Origin of the sequence: Methylophaga sp. UBA3613 (assembly GCF_002375415.1) — a bacterium.
Lineage (GTDB): Bacteria > Pseudomonadota > Gammaproteobacteria > Nitrosococcales > Methylophagaceae > Methylophaga.
Genome location: NZ_DFLS01000005.1, coordinates 123,731 through 142,090, shown reverse-complemented (window position 1 = coordinate 142,090; position 18,360 = coordinate 123,731). Strand labels below are relative to the sequence as shown.

At 46.1% G+C, this 18,360-nt stretch carries 16 protein-coding genes and 2 tRNA genes; 12 read left to right on the top strand and 6 right to left on the bottom strand.

Annotated elements, in window-relative coordinates; all coding sequences use genetic code 11:
* Positions 1–159 precede the first annotated feature (159 nt).
* The 4 genes from B3S93_RS05675 (at position 160) to B3S93_RS05665 (ending at position 4,560) form a co-directional block, all read left to right on the top strand.
* Positions 160–1,818, top strand: coding sequence for a replication endonuclease (locus B3S93_RS05675; protein WP_292403745.1), 1,659 nt, complete (start codon positions 160–162; stop codon positions 1,816–1,818).
* Positions 1,819–2,103: 285 nt separating this feature from the next.
* Positions 2,104–3,027: a site-specific integrase gene (locus B3S93_RS05670; RefSeq protein WP_292403748.1), complete on the top strand. Its 924-nt coding sequence runs from the start codon at positions 2,104–2,106 to the stop codon at positions 3,025–3,027.
* A gap of 343 nt (positions 3,028–3,370) precedes the next feature.
* Positions 3,371–3,661, top strand: coding sequence for a helix-turn-helix domain-containing protein (locus tag B3S93_RS15615; protein WP_366928639.1), 291 nt, complete (start codon positions 3,371–3,373; stop codon positions 3,659–3,661).
* A complete protein-coding gene (locus tag B3S93_RS05665) occupies positions 3,571–4,560 on the top strand; it encodes a tyrosine-type recombinase/integrase (RefSeq protein WP_292403751.1) in 990 nt (329 codons plus the stop codon). Before B3S93_RS15615 ends, B3S93_RS05665 begins: the two co-directional genes overlap by 91 nt.
* A gap of 71 nt (positions 4,561–4,631) precedes the next feature.
* Here B3S93_RS05665 and B3S93_RS05660 read toward each other — a convergent pair.
* The 4 genes from B3S93_RS05660 to B3S93_RS05645 form a co-directional block, all read right to left on the bottom strand.
* A tRNA-Leu gene (locus tag B3S93_RS05660) sits at positions 4,632–4,718 on the bottom strand.
* Positions 4,719–4,770: 52 nt separating this feature from the next.
* Positions 4,771–6,504: a chloride channel protein gene (locus B3S93_RS05655; RefSeq protein WP_292403754.1), complete on the bottom strand. Its 1,734-nt coding sequence runs from the start codon at positions 6,502–6,504 to the stop codon at positions 4,771–4,773.
* A gap of 5 nt (positions 6,505–6,509) precedes the next feature.
* Positions 6,510–7,883 carry an oxygen-independent coproporphyrinogen III oxidase gene (gene hemN, locus B3S93_RS05650; protein ID WP_292403755.1) on the bottom strand — a complete coding sequence of 458 codons (1,374 nt, stop codon included), beginning with the start codon at positions 7,881–7,883 and terminating at the stop codon, positions 6,510–6,512.
* 86 nt (positions 7,884–7,969) lie between these two features.
* Complete coding sequence (locus B3S93_RS05645) at positions 7,970–8,641, bottom strand: TIGR00730 family Rossman fold protein (RefSeq protein ID WP_292403757.1); 672 nt, start codon at positions 8,639–8,641, stop codon at positions 7,970–7,972.
* A gap of 177 nt (positions 8,642–8,818) precedes the next feature.
* Here B3S93_RS05645 and purD point away from each other — a divergent pair, with 177 nt between their 5' ends.
* From purD to hemF, 4 genes are read left to right on the top strand one after another with little or no spacing between them, the layout of a single operon-like run.
* A complete protein-coding gene (gene purD / locus B3S93_RS05640; RefSeq protein WP_292403760.1) occupies positions 8,819–10,111 on the top strand; it encodes a phosphoribosylamine--glycine ligase in 1,293 nt (430 codons plus the stop codon).
* A gap of 28 nt (positions 10,112–10,139) precedes the next feature.
* On the top strand, positions 10,140–11,012 hold the full coding sequence (locus tag B3S93_RS05635; RefSeq protein ID WP_292354448.1) for a phosphoribulokinase: 873 nt from the start codon (positions 10,140–10,142) through the stop codon (positions 11,010–11,012).
* A 33-nt stretch (positions 11,013–11,045) separates the two neighbouring features.
* Complete coding sequence (locus tag B3S93_RS05630; RefSeq protein ID WP_292403762.1) at positions 11,046–11,600, top strand: Sua5/YciO/YrdC/YwlC family protein; 555 nt, start codon at positions 11,046–11,048, stop codon at positions 11,598–11,600.
* Positions 11,597–12,514, top strand: coding sequence for an oxygen-dependent coproporphyrinogen oxidase (gene hemF, locus B3S93_RS05625; protein ID WP_292403766.1), 918 nt, complete (start codon positions 11,597–11,599; stop codon positions 12,512–12,514). The genes B3S93_RS05630 and hemF overlap by 4 nt, the downstream gene beginning before the upstream one ends.
* 11 nt (positions 12,515–12,525) lie before the next feature.
* Here hemF and prfA read toward each other — a convergent pair whose 3' ends face one another.
* A complete protein-coding gene (prfA, locus tag B3S93_RS05620) occupies positions 12,526–13,614 on the bottom strand; it encodes a peptide chain release factor 1 (protein WP_014705722.1) in 1,089 nt (362 codons plus the stop codon).
* A gap of 3 nt (positions 13,615–13,617) precedes the next feature.
* Positions 13,618–14,877: a glutamyl-tRNA reductase gene (gene hemA / locus B3S93_RS05615; RefSeq protein ID WP_292403769.1), complete on the bottom strand. Its 1,260-nt coding sequence runs from the start codon at positions 14,875–14,877 to the stop codon at positions 13,618–13,620.
* Between the two features lie 122 nt (positions 14,878–14,999).
* Here hemA and B3S93_RS05610 point away from each other — a divergent pair, with 122 nt between their 5' ends.
* From B3S93_RS05610 to B3S93_RS05595, 4 genes are all read left to right on the top strand, one after another.
* Entirely contained in the window at positions 15,000–16,775 is a 1,776-nt protein-coding gene (locus B3S93_RS05610) for a tetratricopeptide repeat protein (protein WP_292354459.1), read from the top strand.
* Positions 16,772–17,371 (top strand): lipoprotein insertase outer membrane protein LolB, encoded by a 600-nt coding sequence (lolB, locus tag B3S93_RS05605; protein ID WP_292354461.1) that lies wholly within the window; start codon positions 16,772–16,774, stop codon positions 17,369–17,371. The genes B3S93_RS05610 and lolB overlap by 4 nt, the downstream gene beginning before the upstream one ends.
* Complete coding sequence (gene ispE / locus B3S93_RS05600) at positions 17,368–18,213, top strand: 4-(cytidine 5'-diphospho)-2-C-methyl-D-erythritol kinase (protein ID WP_292354462.1); 846 nt, start codon at positions 17,368–17,370, stop codon at positions 18,211–18,213. Before lolB ends, ispE begins: the two co-directional genes overlap by 4 nt.
* A gap of 44 nt (positions 18,214–18,257) precedes the next feature.
* Positions 18,258–18,332, top strand: a tRNA-Gln gene (locus tag B3S93_RS05595).
* The last annotated feature ends 28 nt before the right edge of the window (positions 18,333–18,360 follow it).

Sequence of the window (18,360 nt, the reverse complement as noted above, 5' to 3'; positions counted from 1 at the left end):
CCATAAATCCCTTTTATTGGGGGAGCAAGTACTGAATTGTCTGTTTTATCTAAACATCATTTCGTATCTGATCAGCTGTTTTGTTTGTGACCTATATCAAGTTTGTCGATGTATTGCGTCTGTATGCTGGCGACACAGTTAAAAGTAAGGTGTCATGTTTTGTATAACGCAATTAGAGTAAAAGATGATGAAATCCAAGTTGATATGTCAGTACTGGAGAAACTTCAACGACGACATATTGATGAGCTGAGGCCTATTTATGATATTCAGTTTGATGAACTTATAAAGGAGTATGCTATTTCGGGTGCGGTTAAGCACTGGTTGGCAGAACGTAAACAAGAGCTATTCCCAGCGTTTATCAAGCCATTTTCTGATAGGAAGATCATCTATAAAAAGGCCCAGATGATCTCAAAGTTTTTAAGGGAAATAGAACGTTGTGGTTTATCTTATGATGATGATTTCTGGTCAGAATTACACAGGGCATTTAATCTCATGGAAGGTCAACGACCCTTATTGAGATCGGCTGAAACTACGGCCTATTGGAACAGAAAACTTCGTAAACAAGTTAGAAGAGCATCTTTCATTTTTTCATCCCTTGTTGGTAATGATAAAAGCATGGCTTCACATAAATATGTGATGTATCGACGCCATTTGGCTCCACAAGCTATGTATATGACACCATGGGGAATGCGGACAAGATCTCAGCTACAGGACAGACGACAGCACGCAAGGCATTCATCCTATTTAACGAGAGTGACAGGAATAGCTGAACTCAATATTGAGGCTGGTCGTGCAGCCTATTTCGTGACAGTCACACTCAAACCTGAATTTAAAAAAGCGAATAGATTATTTAATGGCTTAACACCGGATAAACTAACTAAACTGATTGCTGAGGCAGTGCGTAAACAAACAGATAAACTGCGTTATCACGATATTGATGTTGATGCTATTAGGGTTTTGGAAGCCCAGGCAGATGGCACACCACATCTGCATTTTCTGATTTTTACCAAGGATATTGATTTAGTACTGGAGATAATTGAATGGGCATTTGTTGATCGCCAGAAAATTTCTTGCAAACAAGGCATACATATGACGCCTGTTTATGATCTGAAAGGTGTTATCAGCTACATACTGAAAAGCTTTTTATCAGAGATGTCATCTATTCAAACCATCGATACTCCTGATGAAATCAGGTCGATGCAGATGCTGGATGAATATGAGGAAGTAAAGGCTGACAAAGTTATTGTGATCAAACAGCCAACTGCCTCTCGGCCGGTGACGCATACCGAACAAATCCAGGCTTGGTCTGAATTCACTAGCAAAAGACGATTTGCGGTGATTTCCACCAAGAGAAATTACCCGCCTCTGGCACTCTGGGATACTTGCCGTCAGGGTAATGCTGATCTCGTTAACTGCTCTTATCTCAAAAAGCATTTTCAGGATCGCTATAGCTCCGATCTGCCTATGCTGGCTAGTCTCAATGCACAGTTAAACAATATAGCGGCTAGTGGTGATTACGCTATGTTCTGCAGAGTCCTTTGGCTCTACTCTAATAACGTTGCCGATTCCCATGATCTTGCTTATGCATCAACTATCAATACGGATCTTTCTGCACCATACATGGCCTTTGCTATCGAGGATAAACCTTCACCCACACCGTCTATTGATACGATGAGTAAATCTGATTTCCCACAATTAAGGCTAAGTGATCAAGTTAACTTAAAGAGCAATAAAAACATCACGAATCATTTTAATCCATTGCCGTTATGGCCAGCAAAATACCATCACTATCCAAATGTCATGTTTAACATAGAATAGGATTGCACTCTTTGAGTATGTTTAAGGTTACATTTGCAGAAATTTTGGGTGAGCCGTGAATTACATTTATGCCTCTACACAAGTCCTGTCTTTTTTTATTGGGAAATAAACATATTTACGCTCAATAAATAACGCGGAAGTATGTGAGGGGCTGGCAGGCAAATGTTTTTTAATATCTAGCCAGAGAGGGTGTGAAAGTATTAACGAAAGTGTTATCTATCTCACAGTCAAAATTCAGCAATCTAATATGGTAATAGGCATCCAATAAATATACCGGGTATGCCTATGCCAACAAAAAATATTTCCCAATCTGAAAGAAATAAAGCGCTCATAGCGATGCGGTTTTATCGTCTTCACCATCCAACTGGCAAAGCAGATTTAGTCTCGACACAGAATGCGTTATCGAACTTAAGTTTTCACTTGGTAAAGGATGCATGGAGAATCCAAAGGAATGCGATTGCATTCATGTTTGAAAATGTCGGGCAGTACGATCATGCAAGGGTAATTCATGAAATGAAAAATCCAGTCAGCCTGCCTGAAAATAGGCACCTTCAAAAAAAGAAACGTGGTGACTGCAAGAGAGTACTAGAGACGGAGCACTCCAAAATAGTGCATTACATCTTAAAAAGAAACAAACCAAACTGGGCGCTATTAGCGGTATTGGAAGTCGTCAGAGAAACGGGTGTAAGACCATGTGAAATCGACAAAATGACATTCAATGCTGATAACAATAGCTTAGATGTTATCTCAGCCAAAAAAACCGAAGATGGTTTACGAGGATTAGATCGGACATTTTATTTTGATACCGGACAATTCAATACCTTAACGGCGGCACATGAAGCTTGGAAACAACATAAGCTCCTATCCGGTTCTGACAGTACAAAAGCGATGAAACTGTTGCAAGATCAACTGGCAAGAGTAACGAAAGCTCTTTTTCCTCGACGTAAAAACCGGATCACACTTAAAAGCTATCGCCATCAATTTGGATCTAACCTTAAAGCATCGGGATGGAGTCGACAAGAAACTGCTGCGGCCATGGGGCATCAATCGGTAAATAGTTTATCCCTCTACGGCAATATCCGAAATGCGTCACGATTGCCGGAATTTTCGGTTTCAAGGACATCTGTAATGAATGTTCGTAATACAGTATTAAAAACGTACAAACCTTGTTCAGACAAACTTTTTCTGTTGACAGTGCATGCAAAATAAAATTATAAAAACATAATAAATATCAACATGTTAAAAGTGTGATATGGATAACATTGCTGTTTTTTCTAGCTGGCATCATAGAGGCTTCTTAAACAGGAGCCATTCTATATGTATGTATTTTTTGAACCATACAGATATATGTTGTTTCTTAATCGCTTTGGGCTGGAGCAGAGTTTAGAAAAAATTGCTAAAGCTCAACGGAAAGCAAACCCTGGAATTCTAGTTCCAGCACATTACGACATCCCCTCACTGATATGGCCGCCGCCAACTAACATAATATGCCGTGTAAGCATCATTACGGAGATCCCCTGTGGGTCTTGGGGAGGTCTCCGTGGTTGAAACAATGAGTATTCATGAAGCGGCCAAATTTCTTCATCTTAATCATGAAACGCTGAGAAGGCTTGCTCAAAGTGGAAAAATTCCAGCAGCAAAACCAGGGAAAAAGTGGGTTTTTATTAAAGCCGATCTTGCCGACTGGTTACGGTCACAGTATTCTCAATCACGGCGAACGTTGTTGAGTGAATCAAACTCAGGAGACAATTTATGTCACTCAATAAACGAGGTAAAACGTGGTGGATTGACTTCACCACGCCAAGCGGAAACCGAGTTAGGTGCTCTGCTAAAACTACAGTAAAACGTGAAGCGCAGGAATATCACGATAAGTTAAAAAAGGACGCGTGGGAACGTGACCGTTTAGGAATTCAATCAGGACGAACCTGGGATGAAGCCGCATTAAAGTGGGTTAAAACCACCGAAAATACGGTAAGTTACAAGAAAAATCTCAGTATGTTGAGATGGTTGCATCCATATTTGTCTGGTCGGGCTTTAGATAGTATTACTCAGGGGCTTATTGAGGAGATTGGGTTTATCAAGGAAGAGAACACCTCTGGGGCGACAGCAAACCGTTTTCTAGCAGTGATTAGTGTGGTACTACACCAAGCACACAAATGGGAATGGATTGTTCGAGTACCTCATATCGAAAGGTATAAGGAAAATGCAAAGCGGATTCGTTGGTTAACTATGGCTGAATATAATCGGCTTGAATTAGCATTGCCAGATTACTTAAAGCCTTTGGTAAAGTTCTCAGTAGCAACAGGGCTAAGGCAAGGGAATGTTAAAAATTTGGAGTGGAGCCAAGTTAACCTGGATCTTAAACTTGCTTGGATTCATCCAGACCAGTCTAAAAGTAAAAAGCCGATTGGCGTGCCGTTGAACAATGATGCATTGAATGTTTTAGAATCAATGAAGGGTAAGCATGAAACCCTGGTCTTTGTATCAAAAACAGGAAGATGGTTGGGAGATCCAAATAACAAGGATTGGCGCAAAGCTTTAGAAAATGCGGGTATTGCAGACTTTCGATGGCACGACTTAAGGCACACATGGGCGAGTTGGCATGTTCAGAACGGCACGCCTTTGTATGTGCTTAAAGAGCTTGGGGGCTGGAAGACGCTAGCAATGGTGGAGAAATATGCGCACCTTTCACCACAGCATCTAGCAGCTTATGCCAGTAACGTATTAACGGAGGTTGCCTAGGGTTATGGCACAAATTCGTCACAGGCTTTCGGGCATAAAAAAAGCACTTATCTCTAAGTGCTTGTTTTTAATGGTGCCCGGGGCCGGAATCGAACCGGCACGACCGCAAAGTCGAGGGATTTTAAGTCCCTTGTGTCTACCAATTTCACCACCCGGGCAGCAAGCCGCACATTATAAACAAGATTTCACAATTGTTCACACCCAATTCGCTTATTTTCTGGTGGAAGGGGGTAATTGGTAATGGCTTTCGATCATTTCCCGGGTCAAAATCCCATAAATACGGTCGATCATTGGGGTGCTCTGTCGACTGACGTACAGCGCCTCTACTTCATATTTATCAAGCGCCTGATAGGCTTCATGCAGGCTGGTATGCAATGAGATTTTATGCACATTGCGTCTGGTTGCCGGGATTTGCATCAAATCGATTTCTGACTCATCTTCGTCTTCTTTTACGCTCACCGCTCTGGCCAGGTCGCTGGCGGGCATCAAGGCAATCGGATTGCGTTCTTTGGTGATTAAAATCCATTCCGGGTTGTTTTCAAGTGTATGCAGGGCCAAATCGCGATTGATTGTCTGATTCAATACAGCGATATTGCGTTGCATCGCGGCGCCGACACTGATTTTACGAAGCGTTTGCGAGATAGGGTCATTACGAAAATCCAGACCTTTTACTCGCATCATATTGACGAATAGTGGCTCCTGCTTGAAATAATCGTGCGTAATCAGACTGGAAAAGACGATGGCGAGCATGCCCGGCAGAATGATTTCCGGGTTGCCGGTGAGTTCCAGCATGGCCATTAATGCGGCAAGCGGGGCTTTCAGGGTGGCAGACATCATCGCACACATGCCTAACACGGCATAAAAGGTCATTGATGAAGCATATTCAGGCAATAGGATCTGGCCAAAGTAACCTAATATTGCGCCGGCACAGGCGCCGACGACCATGGTCGGCCCAATGACTCCGGCCGGGATGCCTAAACCGACGGTGGCAGAAGATAACAGCAGTTTCATCACCATGATGATGACCAGCGTGCCGATGGCAATATCATTGGCGGAAATACTGCCGATAATGCCATAGCCCATACCCATCACTTCCGGCACCATCATGCCGCACAAGCCCATTAAAATTCCGGCATAAACCGGCCGTAACCATGACGGGTGATTGGTGTATAGATTAGTAAACAGCGTCAGTGTTTTTAACGCAATGGTGGCTAAACCACCGATAACGAGACCCAGGAATATGATGTAGGGCAGTTCCCATAGTGACTGCATCTCGGCGCTGAGGTTGATAAAAACCGTATCGTCACCAAAGGTCAGCCGGCAGACCACTGCGCCGGTGACGGAAGCAAGAATCACCGGAATAAAACTGGCGATGTAATATTCCATCATGATGACTTCCATGGCGAAAATCACTCCGGCAATCGGTGTGTTAAATGAGGCGGCTATGGCCGCTGCAGTGCCCGATGCCACCAAAATCCGAACACTGTTGTTGGGTAACTCCAGACCATTTGCCAGTAAGCTGCCGCTGGCAGCACCCAGATGCACGCCGGGACCTTCACGACCAACGGAATGACCGGTAATGATGGCAATACTGGTACCGATAAATTGGCGAACAGCATTTTGCCAGGGCAGTCGGCCTTCATAGGCAGAGAGTCGTTCGATAACATGGAGGATGCCGGTGGTGCGTTGTTCCTGATTTAAACCACGAAACAGCAGGCCGATAAGCAGGCCGCCGACAATAGGCAGGCCCAAAAGACCCCACCAGGGCAGGCTGGCAAAGCCTTCGACTTCACCGGAGGGCAATAGCAGCATTTGACCATGTTCAATGGTGAGTCTGAGCAGGATGATGGCAAGGCTGGCCAATAATCCGGTGATAACGGCAAGCACATAGAGCTTTACGCCTAATCGACCAAATATGAAGTACTGTCGGATTTTTTCCAGCATCAGCCCTATATAACTTTGGAAAATCGCTGTTTTGCTTGTTGACTGTATTTATCAAACGCCATGCAGATATTACGGATTAACAAGCGACCAGCAGGTAAGACCACAATGTTTTTCCAGTTATACTGCAACAGGCCATCTTCGGCAAATTGTTCGAGCTGAGGGTAGGCATCAGCAAAATATTCTTTAAATTGAATGCCGTATTCCTGTTCGATTTCTATAATGCTCAGTTCAAAATCACAGATTAAACGGGTAATGATTTGACGTCGCAGTTTGTCGTCCTCTGACAGGCTGATGCCACGCATTAACGGTAACTGATTTTGCTTGAGCAGAGTGTCGTATTCGAGCAGGGTTTTTACGTTCTGTGCATAAGCGTCACCGATATTGCCAATCGAAGTGATACCAAAGCCGATCAGATCACATTCGGCGTGAGTGGCATACCCCTGAAAATTACGATGTAACCGATTTTGTTGCTGGGCCAGACTGAGCTCATCATCCGGTTTGGCAAAGTGATCCATACCAATATATTGATAACCGGCCTGCGTTAATTTATTGATCGACAGTTGCAAAATGCTCAATTTCTGCTCTGCAGTAGGTAAGTCTTCACTTTTAATCTGACGATGAGTTTTAAACAACTTTGGCATGTGGGCGTAATTAAATAATGAGATACGATCAGGATCGGCAGCGATGATTTTATCGAGCGTAGTATTGAAGCCGGATAACGTTTGCAGCGGCAGACCGTAAATCAAATCGATGCTGATCGAACGGAACTGATGCTGGCGGGCTGCATCTATGACCGCCATGGTTTCGGCCTCGGATTGAATGCGATTAACCGCTTTTTGCACGGCCGCATCAAAATCCTGCACGCCCAGACTGATACGGTTAAAGCCTATTTTCTTTAACAACGCGATGGTATCGGCATTAGCTTCACGGGGATCAATTTCAATCGAGATATCGGCATCGTCAGCAATATGAAAATGCCGACGGGTTTCAGTCATCAGATCCTGCATTTGCTGTTCGCTGATAAATGTCGGTGTGCCACCGCCCCAGTGCAGTTGCGTCACCGGACGGCTGGTATCAATTAATGCGGCCTTAAGGGCCAGTTCTTTGTAGAGGTTTTCAAGATATGGCGCAGCATGATCGCGATTTTTGGTGATGATTTTGTTGCAGGCGCAATAAAAACACACGGTATCGCAAAACGGTAAATGGAAATACAGAGACAGTGGCCCGCCGCGCTGGTTGGATAACTCGGCGTGTTCGATGAATTCCTTTGTTTTAAAGGTTTCATCAAACTCCAATGCGGTGGGATACGAGGTGTATCTCGGTCCGGCCGTATCGTATTTCTGGATAAGTTGGCGGTTCACGATCAGCTGATTTTGCATAGCAAAGCCCTGTAAAACAGTTGGGCGATGATTATAAACAGCCAATTTTTACCGTGGATGGCTAATGCACGCTTTCTTGATCCAGATCAGACTGGGAAGCGTTGATCGTCTTCCGGATGAGCCCCTAAATCAGCAAAATGTTTCTGAATAATCGGCAAGACCTCTTCGGGCTTATCAACCAGATGGAAAATATTCAGATCGTCTTCCTTGATGCAGTCCATCCGCAGCACTTCAGCCCGAAGCCAGTCAATCAGTCCTTTCCAGTATTCTGAGCCATACAAAATAACCGGAAAGTGACGGATCTTGCGGCTTTGGATAAGGGTTAATGCTTCAAAGAATTCATCCAAAGTACCAAAACCACCGGGAAATACGACATAGCCCATTGAGGATTTAACAAACATAAGTTTGCGCACAAAAAAGTAACGAAAACTCAGGCTGATATCCTGATTCGGATTGGGTTTTTGTTCCATCGGCAATTCAATATTGAGGCCGACCGAATGTGCCCCCTGTTTGAACGCACCGGCATTGGCAGCATGCATAATGCCGGGACCTCCACCGGTAATAACCGAAAACTTTGCCTGGGAAAGTGACAGTGCAACCTGTTTGGCCGCCTGATAATACGGCGAGTCTTCTGTTAAACATGCACTACCGAAGATGGATACGGCGGGACCAAGCCCATTAAGGGTTTCAATACCGTCAATCAGTTCAGATTGAATGCGGAAGACGCGCCAGGCTTCCGATGTTTTTAAATCTTCCACTTGTATTTTTCTCACTTGGCAAAGGCTGAACATCACAATAATGAAAAGCCGCCACAGTTACAATCTATGCCTTATATAGGCTGACTTGGGTATGTCATTACCATGTATTAATGTTTGGTTATACAGTCATCTACGGTATCATTGCCGCTTTATTTCAGCAGGTGTGGCAACAAGATAATGAAAGTTCTGGTCATTGGTAGTGGCGGTCGTGAGCATGCGCTGGCTTGGAAACTGAAACAATCACCGCGTTGCAGTGAAGTTTTTGTTGCTCCAGGCAATCCGGGAACCGCAAATGAGGCAGGTGTTCGCAATGTCGACATCGCGGTTGATGATATTGATGCGCTGGTGGCCTTTGCACAGCAAAATGATATCGGTTTAACCGTTGTTGGCCCTGAAATTCCATTAGTTATGGGTGTCGTCGATGCCTTTGAAAAAGCCGGGTTACGCTGTTTCGGTCCGAGCAAGGACGCCGCTCAGCTGGAAGCTTCCAAATCGTTCACCAAAGATTTTCTGGCCCGTCATCAAATTCCTACTGCTGCCTATCAAGTCTTTACCAATATCTCCAATGCCATTGAATACATTCTAGAGCGTGGCGCGCCTATCGTTGTGAAAGCTGATGGTCTGGCTGCCGGTAAAGGCGTTATCGTCGCGCAGACGGTTGAAGAAGCGATTGCTGCAGTTGAAGACATGTTGTCCGGGAATGCCTTTGGGGAAGCCGGTCATCGTGTGGTTATCGAAGAATTTATGACCGGCGAAGAAGCCAGCTTTATTGTGATGGTCGATGGTGAACATATCCTGCCGCTGGCAACTTCACAGGATCACAAAGCTCGCGATAATGGTGATAAAGGACCCAATACCGGTGGTATGGGCGCCTATTCGCCTGCTCCGGTAGTGACCGATAGCGTTTTTGATCGAGTGATGCGTGAAGTTATCGAGCCTACTGTTAAAGGTATGGCAGCTGATGGTCGCCCATACACCGGCTTTTTATATGCCGGATTAATGATTGATGAAACGGGTGCGCCACGAGTGGTGGAATATAACTGCCGTTTTGGTGACCCGGAAACCCAACCCATCTTAATGCGTTTGCTTTCCGATTTAGTCGAGTTATGTGAAGCAGCATTGGATAAAAGACTGGATCAAGTCACCGCTGAGTGGGATCCCCGTGCTGCCGTGGGTGTCGTCATGGCTGCTGGTGGTTATCCGGACAGCTATAAAAAAGGCGATGTGATTAGCGGATTGGATGTCGTGGATTCAGCTGATACCCGTGTATTCCACGCCGGTACAGCATTTGATCAAGATAAAGTTGTCACAGCTGGTGGCCGTGTTTTATGTGTGACCGCTCTGGGTGAAGGTGTTGCTGCTGCTCAACAACAGGCTTATGCTGGAGTCGCAAAGATTCAATGGCAGGATGCCTATTATCGAACGGATATTGCCTATCGTGCAGTTGCCCGTGAGCAACAGAAAGGCTGATAAATTGCGACTTTAAGGAGAAGGCGGAATGTCTGTATCCCATCCGATTATTGCAGTTACAGGTTCTTCCGGCGCAGGCACTTCGAATGTAAAACATGCATTTGAAGATATTTTTCGTCGTACCAATGTTAAGCCTGCTGTTATCGAGGGTGACAGCTTTCACCGATATAATCGTGAAGAGATGCTTGCCGCTGTGGCTCAGGCGGAAGCCGAAGGTCGGGCGATGACGCATTTCGGTCCTGAAGCCAATTGTCTCGATCGGCTGGAAAGATTGTTTCAGACCTACTCAGAAACCGGCCGTGGCGAAAAACGCTATTACATTCACGACGAAACCGAAGCTGTTAAATTCAATCAACCCCCCGGAACATTTACCGAGTGGGAAGAGCTGGATAATGACAGTGACCTTCTGTTTTACGAAGGGCTGCACGGCGGTATGGTTACCGATGAAGTGAATATCGCCCAATATACCGATCTGTTAATTGGTGTGGTGCCGGTTATCAATATCGAGTGGATCCAGAAGATCAAACGTGATTGTTCCAACCGTGGATATTCTCAGGATGCTGTTGTCGATATTATTTTGAAGCGTATGCCGGATTACATTCACCACATTACGCCTCAGTTTTCCCGCACCCATATCAATTTTCAGCGGGTGCCATTAATTGATACCTCCAACCCGTTTGTTATGCGGGAAATTCCCACCCCGGATGAAAGTCTGTGTGTTATCCGTTTTAAAGATCCTAAGATGGCAGATTTTCCGTATTACCTTTCAATGCTGAAAGATTCATTTATGTCACGACCCAATAATATGGTCGTGCCCGGAACCAAAATGGGTCTGGCCATTGAAATTATTTTGATGCCGTTTGTTGAAGAAATGATGCAGAAAAAACGGCAACGTGGTTAATTTATCTTTTAAAAGTAGCGATCTGCACCGAATATGAATTTTTCTAACTGGCAATTAAGACAGGCCTGCCTTGCTTTGCAGGAGGATGGGGTAATTGCCTATCCTACCGAAGCAGTGTTTGGCGTTGGCTGTGATCCCTCGAGCGAAACCGCCATTATCAGATTATTGATGATGAAGCGTCGCCCCTTGGAAAAAGGCCTGATTCTGATTGCATCAGACTTCAACCAATTGCAGGATTTTATCCAGCCGTTATCTGCTGACATTCTCGCCAAAGTGACTCAAAGCTGGCCCGGCCCAAACACCTGGTTATTGCCGGTTCGTTCTTCGGTTTCTCCCTTATTAACCGGTGGGCGAGACACACTGGCGGTCAGAGTAACAGCACATCCCTTAGCGGCAGAACTATGCCGCAGATTTGGCGGACCGCTGGTTTCCAGCAGTGCCAATATTACCGGGTTGCGACCTGCCAAAAATGTTCATCAAGTGCATTGGCAGTTACCTGAACTGGATTATGTGCTGCCCGGGGCATTGGGCGGAGCTAACAAGCCATCCACTATTCGTGATGCATTCACTGGTGAGGTACTGCGATGAGTGGGCCGGATATTAATGCCGTACGTGAGTATTTACTCACTCTACAAGATGCTATCTGTAAAGAGGTTGAAAATTCAGATGGCAAACAGAAATTTGCTGAAGATGACTGGCAGCGCCCAGCCGGTGGTGGGGGACGAACCCGGGTTTTAAATAACGGGGCGGTGTTTGAACAGGCAGGGGTCAATTTCTCCGAAGTCAGCGGTGATAACTTACCGCCATCAGCAACGGCCAGTCGGCCTGAACTTGCCGGGCGCAGTTTTCAGGCGATGGGCGTATCGCTGGTGATTCATCCACATAACCCGTATGTACCAACCTCCCATGCCAATGTACGTTTCTTTATTGCTGAAAAAGCCGGTGAAGAACCTATCTGGTGGTTTGGTGGTGGTTATGATCTGACGCCCTATTACACCTTTGATGACGATGTTATTCATTGGCATCAAACAGCTAAAAATGCCTGCGACCCTTTTGGTGACACGGTATACGATGATTACAAAAAGTGGTGTGATGAGTATTTCTTTCTCAAGCATCGCAACGAACCGCGGGGGGTTGGCGGGCTGTTTTTCGATGATTTGAATCAGCCGGATTTTGAACATTGCTTTGGTTTGTTGCGAAGCGTTGGCAACAGTTACACCACAGCGTATCTACCAATTGTCGAGCGTCGCAAAGAGTTGCGCTATACCGAAGAACAGCGTGATTTTCAGCTGTATCGTCGTGGTCGTTATGTGGAATTTAATCTGGTTTATGACCGCGGCACCTTGTTTGGTTTGCAGTCGGGTGGACGTACCGAGTCGATCCTGATGTCGTTACCGCCATTGGTCAAATGGCGCTATAACTGGCAACCCGAGCCGGGCTCGGCGGAAGCCAAGTTATATGATTACTACCTTCAACCTCAGGATTGGCTAGCGAAAGCCTAGGTCTTTTGATCCTAGGAATCCTTCGACAATAACGCCAGCTGATCGGCTTGGTATTCGCTGATTAACGGATCAATGACCTGATCCAGCTGACCTGACATGACTTCATCCAATTTATATAAGGTTAAATTGATTCGATGGTCGGTAATGCGGCCTTGTGGATAGTTATAGGTACGGATACGTTCGCTGCGATCTCCGCTACCGACTAACAATCTGCGGGTTTCGGCCTGTTCAGAGGCTTGTTTTTCCTCTTTCGCCGCCATGATGCGTGATTGCAAAACGGACATCGCTTTGGCGCGGTTTTTGTGCTGTGAACGTTCTTCCTGACACTCAACGATAATCCCGGTTGGAATGTGTGTGATACGTACGGCGGAATCAGTAGTATTAACGTGCTGGCCACCGGCACCGGATGAACGGAAGGTATCCATTTTGATATCAGCCGGGTTGATTTCAATCTGATCGATTTCATCGGCTTCCGGCAAAATCGCTACCGTACAGGCTGAGGTATGAATCCGTCCTTGCGATTCTGTTTCCGGAACCCGTTGCACCCGATGGGCGCCGGATTCAAATTTCAACCGTGAGTAGGCACCATCACCAACAATACGGGCGATGATTTCTTTATAACCACCATGCTCGCCTTCCTGAGCATTGAGCACTTCAACCTGCCAGCGACGTGACTCAGCATAACGCGTGTACATTCGAAATAAATCACCGGAGAAAATGGCGGCTTCATCACCACCGGTACCGGCGCGGACTTCCAGAAAGATATTACGTTGATCATTTGGATCTTTAGGTAACAACAATTTCTGCAAATCAATGGCAAGCTGTTCCTGCTTTTCTTCGGCAATGGCCAATTCTTCCTTGGCCATTTCACGCATTTCCGGATCACTTTCTTGCATCATTGCTTGAGCGTCTTTCAAATCACTCAAGGTTTGCAGATATAAGCCAAAGTGTTTAACAACTGGCTCCAGCTGTGCATATTCCTGCGATAAAGTGCGAAATTTGTTCTGATTGGCCATGGTTTCCGGATCAGATAGCAGGCCACTGATCTCTTCATGACGATCAACTAATGCTTCAAGTTTATGCCTGATGGAATCTTTCACAGATCAATCCTTAATGTTAAATAAACGGCGGGCAGCATCAATCATCGGATTATTTTCATCTGATTCAAATGCTGATTGCCGCAGTTGTCTACTGGGTTCATGTAACAGTTTGTTGGTCAGGGTTCGGGCCAGTTCAGTCATCACCATTTCAGCACTCGCACCCTGTTCCAGCTGACGCAGGGCTTTATCAACGGCCTGGGTGCTGAGCATCTGTCCGCGCTCACGAATCGACCGAATTACCGGTACGGTATCCTGACTGCGCATCCAGCCGGCAAAGTGATCGGCCTGCGTGTCTATGATTTCCTCTGCCTGCTTGGCAGCATCACGCCGTGACTGCAGATTTTCTTCAATAATGTCATGCAGATCATCAACGCTATATAAATAAATGTCTTCAAGCTGTCCAACTTCTGCTTCGATATCCCGTGGAACCGCAATATCCACCATAAAAATCGGTTTACGTTTGCGCAGCTTTAATGCACTTTCGACCGTACCTTTGCCAAGTATGGGCAGCTGGCTGGCGGTGGAGCTGATCACAATATCTGCTTCGGCGAGGTGGGCCGGAATTTCACTCAGACTAATCGCGTATCCATTTACCGAGGTTGCCAGAAGATGGGCTTTCTCAACGGTGCGATTGGCAATAATCAGACGCTTGATACCATTATCAAACAGATGACGGGCGACCAGTTCGATGGTTTCGCCGGCACCGATTAGCAGGGCGGTTGATTCGGCCAGATTACTGAAGATTTGTTTTGCCAGACTGACAGCAGCAAAGGCGACTGAAACCGGACTGTTGCCAATGGCGGTATCGGTACGCACCTGCTTGGCTACGCCAAAAGCATGTTGAAACAAACGTCCCAGCGATTTCCCCAGCGCCTTTGCGTTAAGGGCCTGGGTGTAGGCGGTTTTTAACTGACCGAGAATCTGCGGTTCGCCTAAAACTAACGAATCCAGACCACAGGCGACCCGAAATAAATGTCTTACCGCATCAGCACCTTCGTAACAATAGAGATAGGACTTGAGGGCATTGGCATCCTGTTGTTGAAAGTTATGCAACCATAACAGGACACTATTGTCATAATCTTCGTCTAGATGACAGTATATTTCGGTACGGTTGCAGGTTGAGACAATGACTGCTTCAATCACGCTTTCATTCAGCATCAGTGACGCTAAAGCCAAAGGTAATTTATCAGCATCAAAGCTAAGCTTCTCGCGCACATCAACCGGTGCGGTTGTGTGATTAATGCCGTAAGTGACAAGATGCATAATTAAGGAGTCGTGTTGTATGCTGTTAAACTTTGCAGCCGTGAGCTAAGTTGTCTTATATCTCGGTCTGGACAAGACTAATTCGCCATTCTATCAAACTCAATCAGTCAGGTCGTTGAATTATGGATTTATTGCAACAGTTACGCGGTCATTCAAAACAGTTCGCCTCATCGGCGGCCTGGGTGATGATACCTATTTTACTGTTTGGATGCGCCGCTACAGCTAAGCAATCAGACGAAAAAACTCCCCTGCAGCCAGTGGAAGTAAACGAAGCAGAGACAGTGGAAACTGCGCAGACGGAATTGGATTTGCCTTTGACTCCAGAACTGATTTATTACGTGCTTACCGCCGAAATTGCGGGTCAGCGCGGTCAACTTGATATTGCGGTCGATTTATATAACCAGGCAGCAGAATTAACCGATTCTCCCGAACTGGCGGGACGTTCCGCACGAATTTCGACATTTTCACGAGATCCCAAACGTATTGACCGGGCATTGACCCGATGGCAGGAAGTCTCCCCGGAAGAGGCCGAGGTCTATGTGATGCGGGTTCCATTTTTATTAATGGAAGATAATTATGCCGAAGTCGTTGTGAACATAAACAAAGCGCTCGCTTTGGAGCCGGAGAACAAAGAAAAATATCTGGAAAGCCTAGCCGCCAATTTAAGCGAGAAGGGAGATCCGGAAAGAGGTTTGCAGACGATTCTGGAATTGGACCTGTATAAAAATGATGATCCGGCTGCTCGCTTTACCTATGCCCGATTAGCGGCTTATTTCCAGCGCTTTGATGTAGCTGAAATCGCCGTCGATGAATTGTTGGAAGAAGACCCAAACAACGAAGCTTATCTGAGCCTTAAAGCGGATTTACTGCAAACCTTTGATAAAAAAGAAGAAGCGTTAAAGTTAATTGCCAAAGCAGCTCAGCGCGATGGGGCAAGTGAGTCCTTACGCTTCACCTATGGAAAACTGTTAGGGGAAAGTGGCGAATCGGAAAAGGCAAAGCGCATTTTTGAAGAATTGCATTTGGAGAGTCCGGAAAACCCGGATGTGATTTTTGCGCTGGGATTACTGGCTTTGGAACGCGATGATGGAGAAACCGCCAAGTCGTATTTCAGTCAGTTATTACAAATGGGTGATGCCGGTGGTCAGGCCAGCTATTTTATGGGGCTTGCCGAAGAAATGAATGGCAATGTGGATTCTGCTTTGGTCTGGTTCGCCTCAGTGCCAACAGACAGCCAGCGTTTTGAAATGGCGCAAACCCGTTATATCAATTTATTGGCCGATCAAGGTGATATTGATAAAGCACGACAGCATCTGCAATTGCTGCGTCAGGAACGTCCTCAGCAGGCCATTGATTTTTATTTGTTTGAAGCCGCTTTTTTGCGGGATCACGACATGCCGGAAGAGTCTGTTGAGTTGTTAACGGAAGCCCTGACCAATCATCCGGGCAATCAGGATCTGTTATACAGTCGCGCCATGGTGGCCGAATCGATTGGCAAGCTGGAGATGCTGGAACAAGATCTGCGCACTATTCTGAAAATTGACCCGGAAAATGCTCAGGCGATGAATGCCTTGGGTTATACCCTGACCGATCGTACTGATCGACATGAAGAAGCTTTGCAGTTAATCAATAAAGCTTTGGAACTGCGGCCTAATGATCCTTATTACCTCGATAGCCTGGGATGGGTGTATTACCGGATGGGTGATTTGGAAAAAGCTGAATATTACCTGCGTGAGGCAGTGGAGATTCAGGCCGATGTGGAGTTTGTTGCCCATCTGGGTGAAGTGCTGTGGATGCAGAATAAAAAAAATGAAGCCAGAAAGTATTGGGAGCAGGGGAAGAAACTGGATCCGAATAACAAAGTCCTTCAGGAGACCCTGCAGCGGTTGACCAAATGAAACAGCTTCTTGTAGTAACCAGTTTGCTGTTGATGACGGCCTGTACCCCATTCTGGCAGACAAAACCATTAGAACCAGCTGAACAGTTGTGGGAAACCCGTCAGACGGCGTTAAAACAAATGGATAACTGGTCATTTCGAGGTCGCACGGTTATTCGTCAGGACAAAGAAGGCTGGAATGTCGGCGTGACCTGGCAACAGCAGAAGGAAGAATTCAATATCCGCTTGTTTGGTCCCTTTTCTCAAGGGGGAGTGGAGTTAGCCGGTAATGACAAACTGGTCACCATGACTTTTTCTGATGGTGAAACCTATTCTGCTGCTACACCGGAAGAGCTTCTTGCAGAAGTGCTGGGCTGGTTATTACCGGTCAGTGCCTTGCGTGACTGGGTCAGAGGCTTGCCGCATGCCCCTATCAAGATTGATGAGAAAACCCTGGATGAAAAAGGCCGCTTAATTACGCTTTCCCAGGCAGGGTGGCAAGTGGAGTTTGTTGATTATGCGCCGTTGGAAGGCAATGATGTGCCGGCGAAGATCTTTATCGAACATCCGCAGTTAAGTATTCGTCTGGTAATGAATGGATGGAAAGCTGGTAAATGAATGAATGGTGGCCTGCACCGGCAAAACTGAATCTGTTTTTACATATCACCGGCAGACGGCCAGATGGATATCATGAGTTACAGACGGCATTTCAGTTTCTTGACTATGGCGACAGATTAAAATTTACCGTCACCGAAGATTCGCAAATCACCTTACAAGGCGATCTGCCAGACGTTGCAGATCAGGATAATCTGATTGTAAAAGCCGCCCGGCTTTTACAATCAACCTGCAATTGTCATTCAGGTGCTGTTATCCAACTGGAAAAAAATCTGCCGATGGGAGGTGGTCTGGGAGGAGGCAGTTCCGATGCCGCCACCACCCTCGTTGCGCTGAATAAGCTTTGGCAATGTGATTTATCAGAAGATCAATTAGCGGGTCTGGGGTTGCAATTAGGCGCAGATGTGCCGGTTTTTGTGCGAGGTCACGCGGCGTGGGCCGAGGGTGTAGGAGAAATTTTTACTAAAATTGATCCACCAGAACCTTGGTATTTAGTTATCTTTCCCCAATGCGCCGTCTCCACCGCTGAAATATTTTCCGCAACTGAATTGACACGCGATTGTGAACCCATCACAATAGCGGGCTTCCTTGCGGGGGAAGGCAGTAACATTTGCGAATCGGTGGTGAAAAAAATGCATCCACCAGTTGCACAAGCACTGGCATGGTTGGCACAATATGCCACCAATCCACGTATGACCGGAACAGGGTCTTGTGTATTTGCCCGCTTTGACTCAGCCACTGCGGCTGAAAATGTTTTAGAACATGTGCCGGAACATTGGCATGCTTTTACTGCCAAAGGCTGCAACAAATCACCGTTGAGTTTTTGTGCTCAAGACTTCGATTGAAGTCTTAATGTAACTGCAATTTGATAGAGTTGAGTAAAAACAGTTGGGGTATCGCCAAGCGGTAAGGCAACGGGTTTTGATCCCGTCATTCCCAGGTTCGAATCCTGGTACCCCAGCCACTCTTTTTGTTTATTGAATGAACTCGGC

Coding starts and splice junctions, on each gene's coding strand:
- B3S93_RS05670 (WP_292403748.1), top strand. CDS start 2,104: ATGCCAACAAAAAATATTTCCCAATCTGAAAGAAATAAAGCGCTCATA.
- B3S93_RS15615 (WP_366928639.1), top strand. CDS start 3,371: ATGAGTATTCATGAAGCGGCCAAATTTCTTCATCTTAATCATGAAACG.
- B3S93_RS05665 (WP_292403751.1), top strand. CDS start 3,571: ATGTCACTCAATAAACGAGGTAAAACGTGGTGGATTGACTTCACCACG.
- B3S93_RS05655 (WP_292403754.1), bottom strand. CDS start 6,504: ATGCTGGAAAAAATCCGACAGTACTTCATATTTGGTCGATTAGGCGTA.
- hemN (WP_292403755.1), bottom strand. CDS start 7,883: ATGCAAAATCAGCTGATCGTGAACCGCCAACTTATCCAGAAATACGAT.
- purD (WP_292403760.1), top strand. CDS start 8,819: ATGAAAGTTCTGGTCATTGGTAGTGGCGGTCGTGAGCATGCGCTGGCT.
- B3S93_RS05635 (WP_292354448.1), top strand. CDS start 10,140: ATGTCTGTATCCCATCCGATTATTGCAGTTACAGGTTCTTCCGGCGCA.
- B3S93_RS05630 (WP_292403762.1), top strand. CDS start 11,046: ATGAATTTTTCTAACTGGCAATTAAGACAGGCCTGCCTTGCTTTGCAG.
- hemF (WP_292403766.1), top strand. CDS start 11,597: ATGAGTGGGCCGGATATTAATGCCGTACGTGAGTATTTACTCACTCTA.
- hemA (WP_292403769.1), bottom strand. CDS start 14,877: ATGCATCTTGTCACTTACGGCATTAATCACACAACCGCACCGGTTGAT.
- B3S93_RS05610 (WP_292354459.1), top strand. CDS start 15,000: ATGGATTTATTGCAACAGTTACGCGGTCATTCAAAACAGTTCGCCTCA.
- lolB (WP_292354461.1), top strand. CDS start 16,772: ATGAAACAGCTTCTTGTAGTAACCAGTTTGCTGTTGATGACGGCCTGT.
- ispE (WP_292354462.1), top strand. CDS start 17,368: ATGAATGAATGGTGGCCTGCACCGGCAAAACTGAATCTGTTTTTACAT.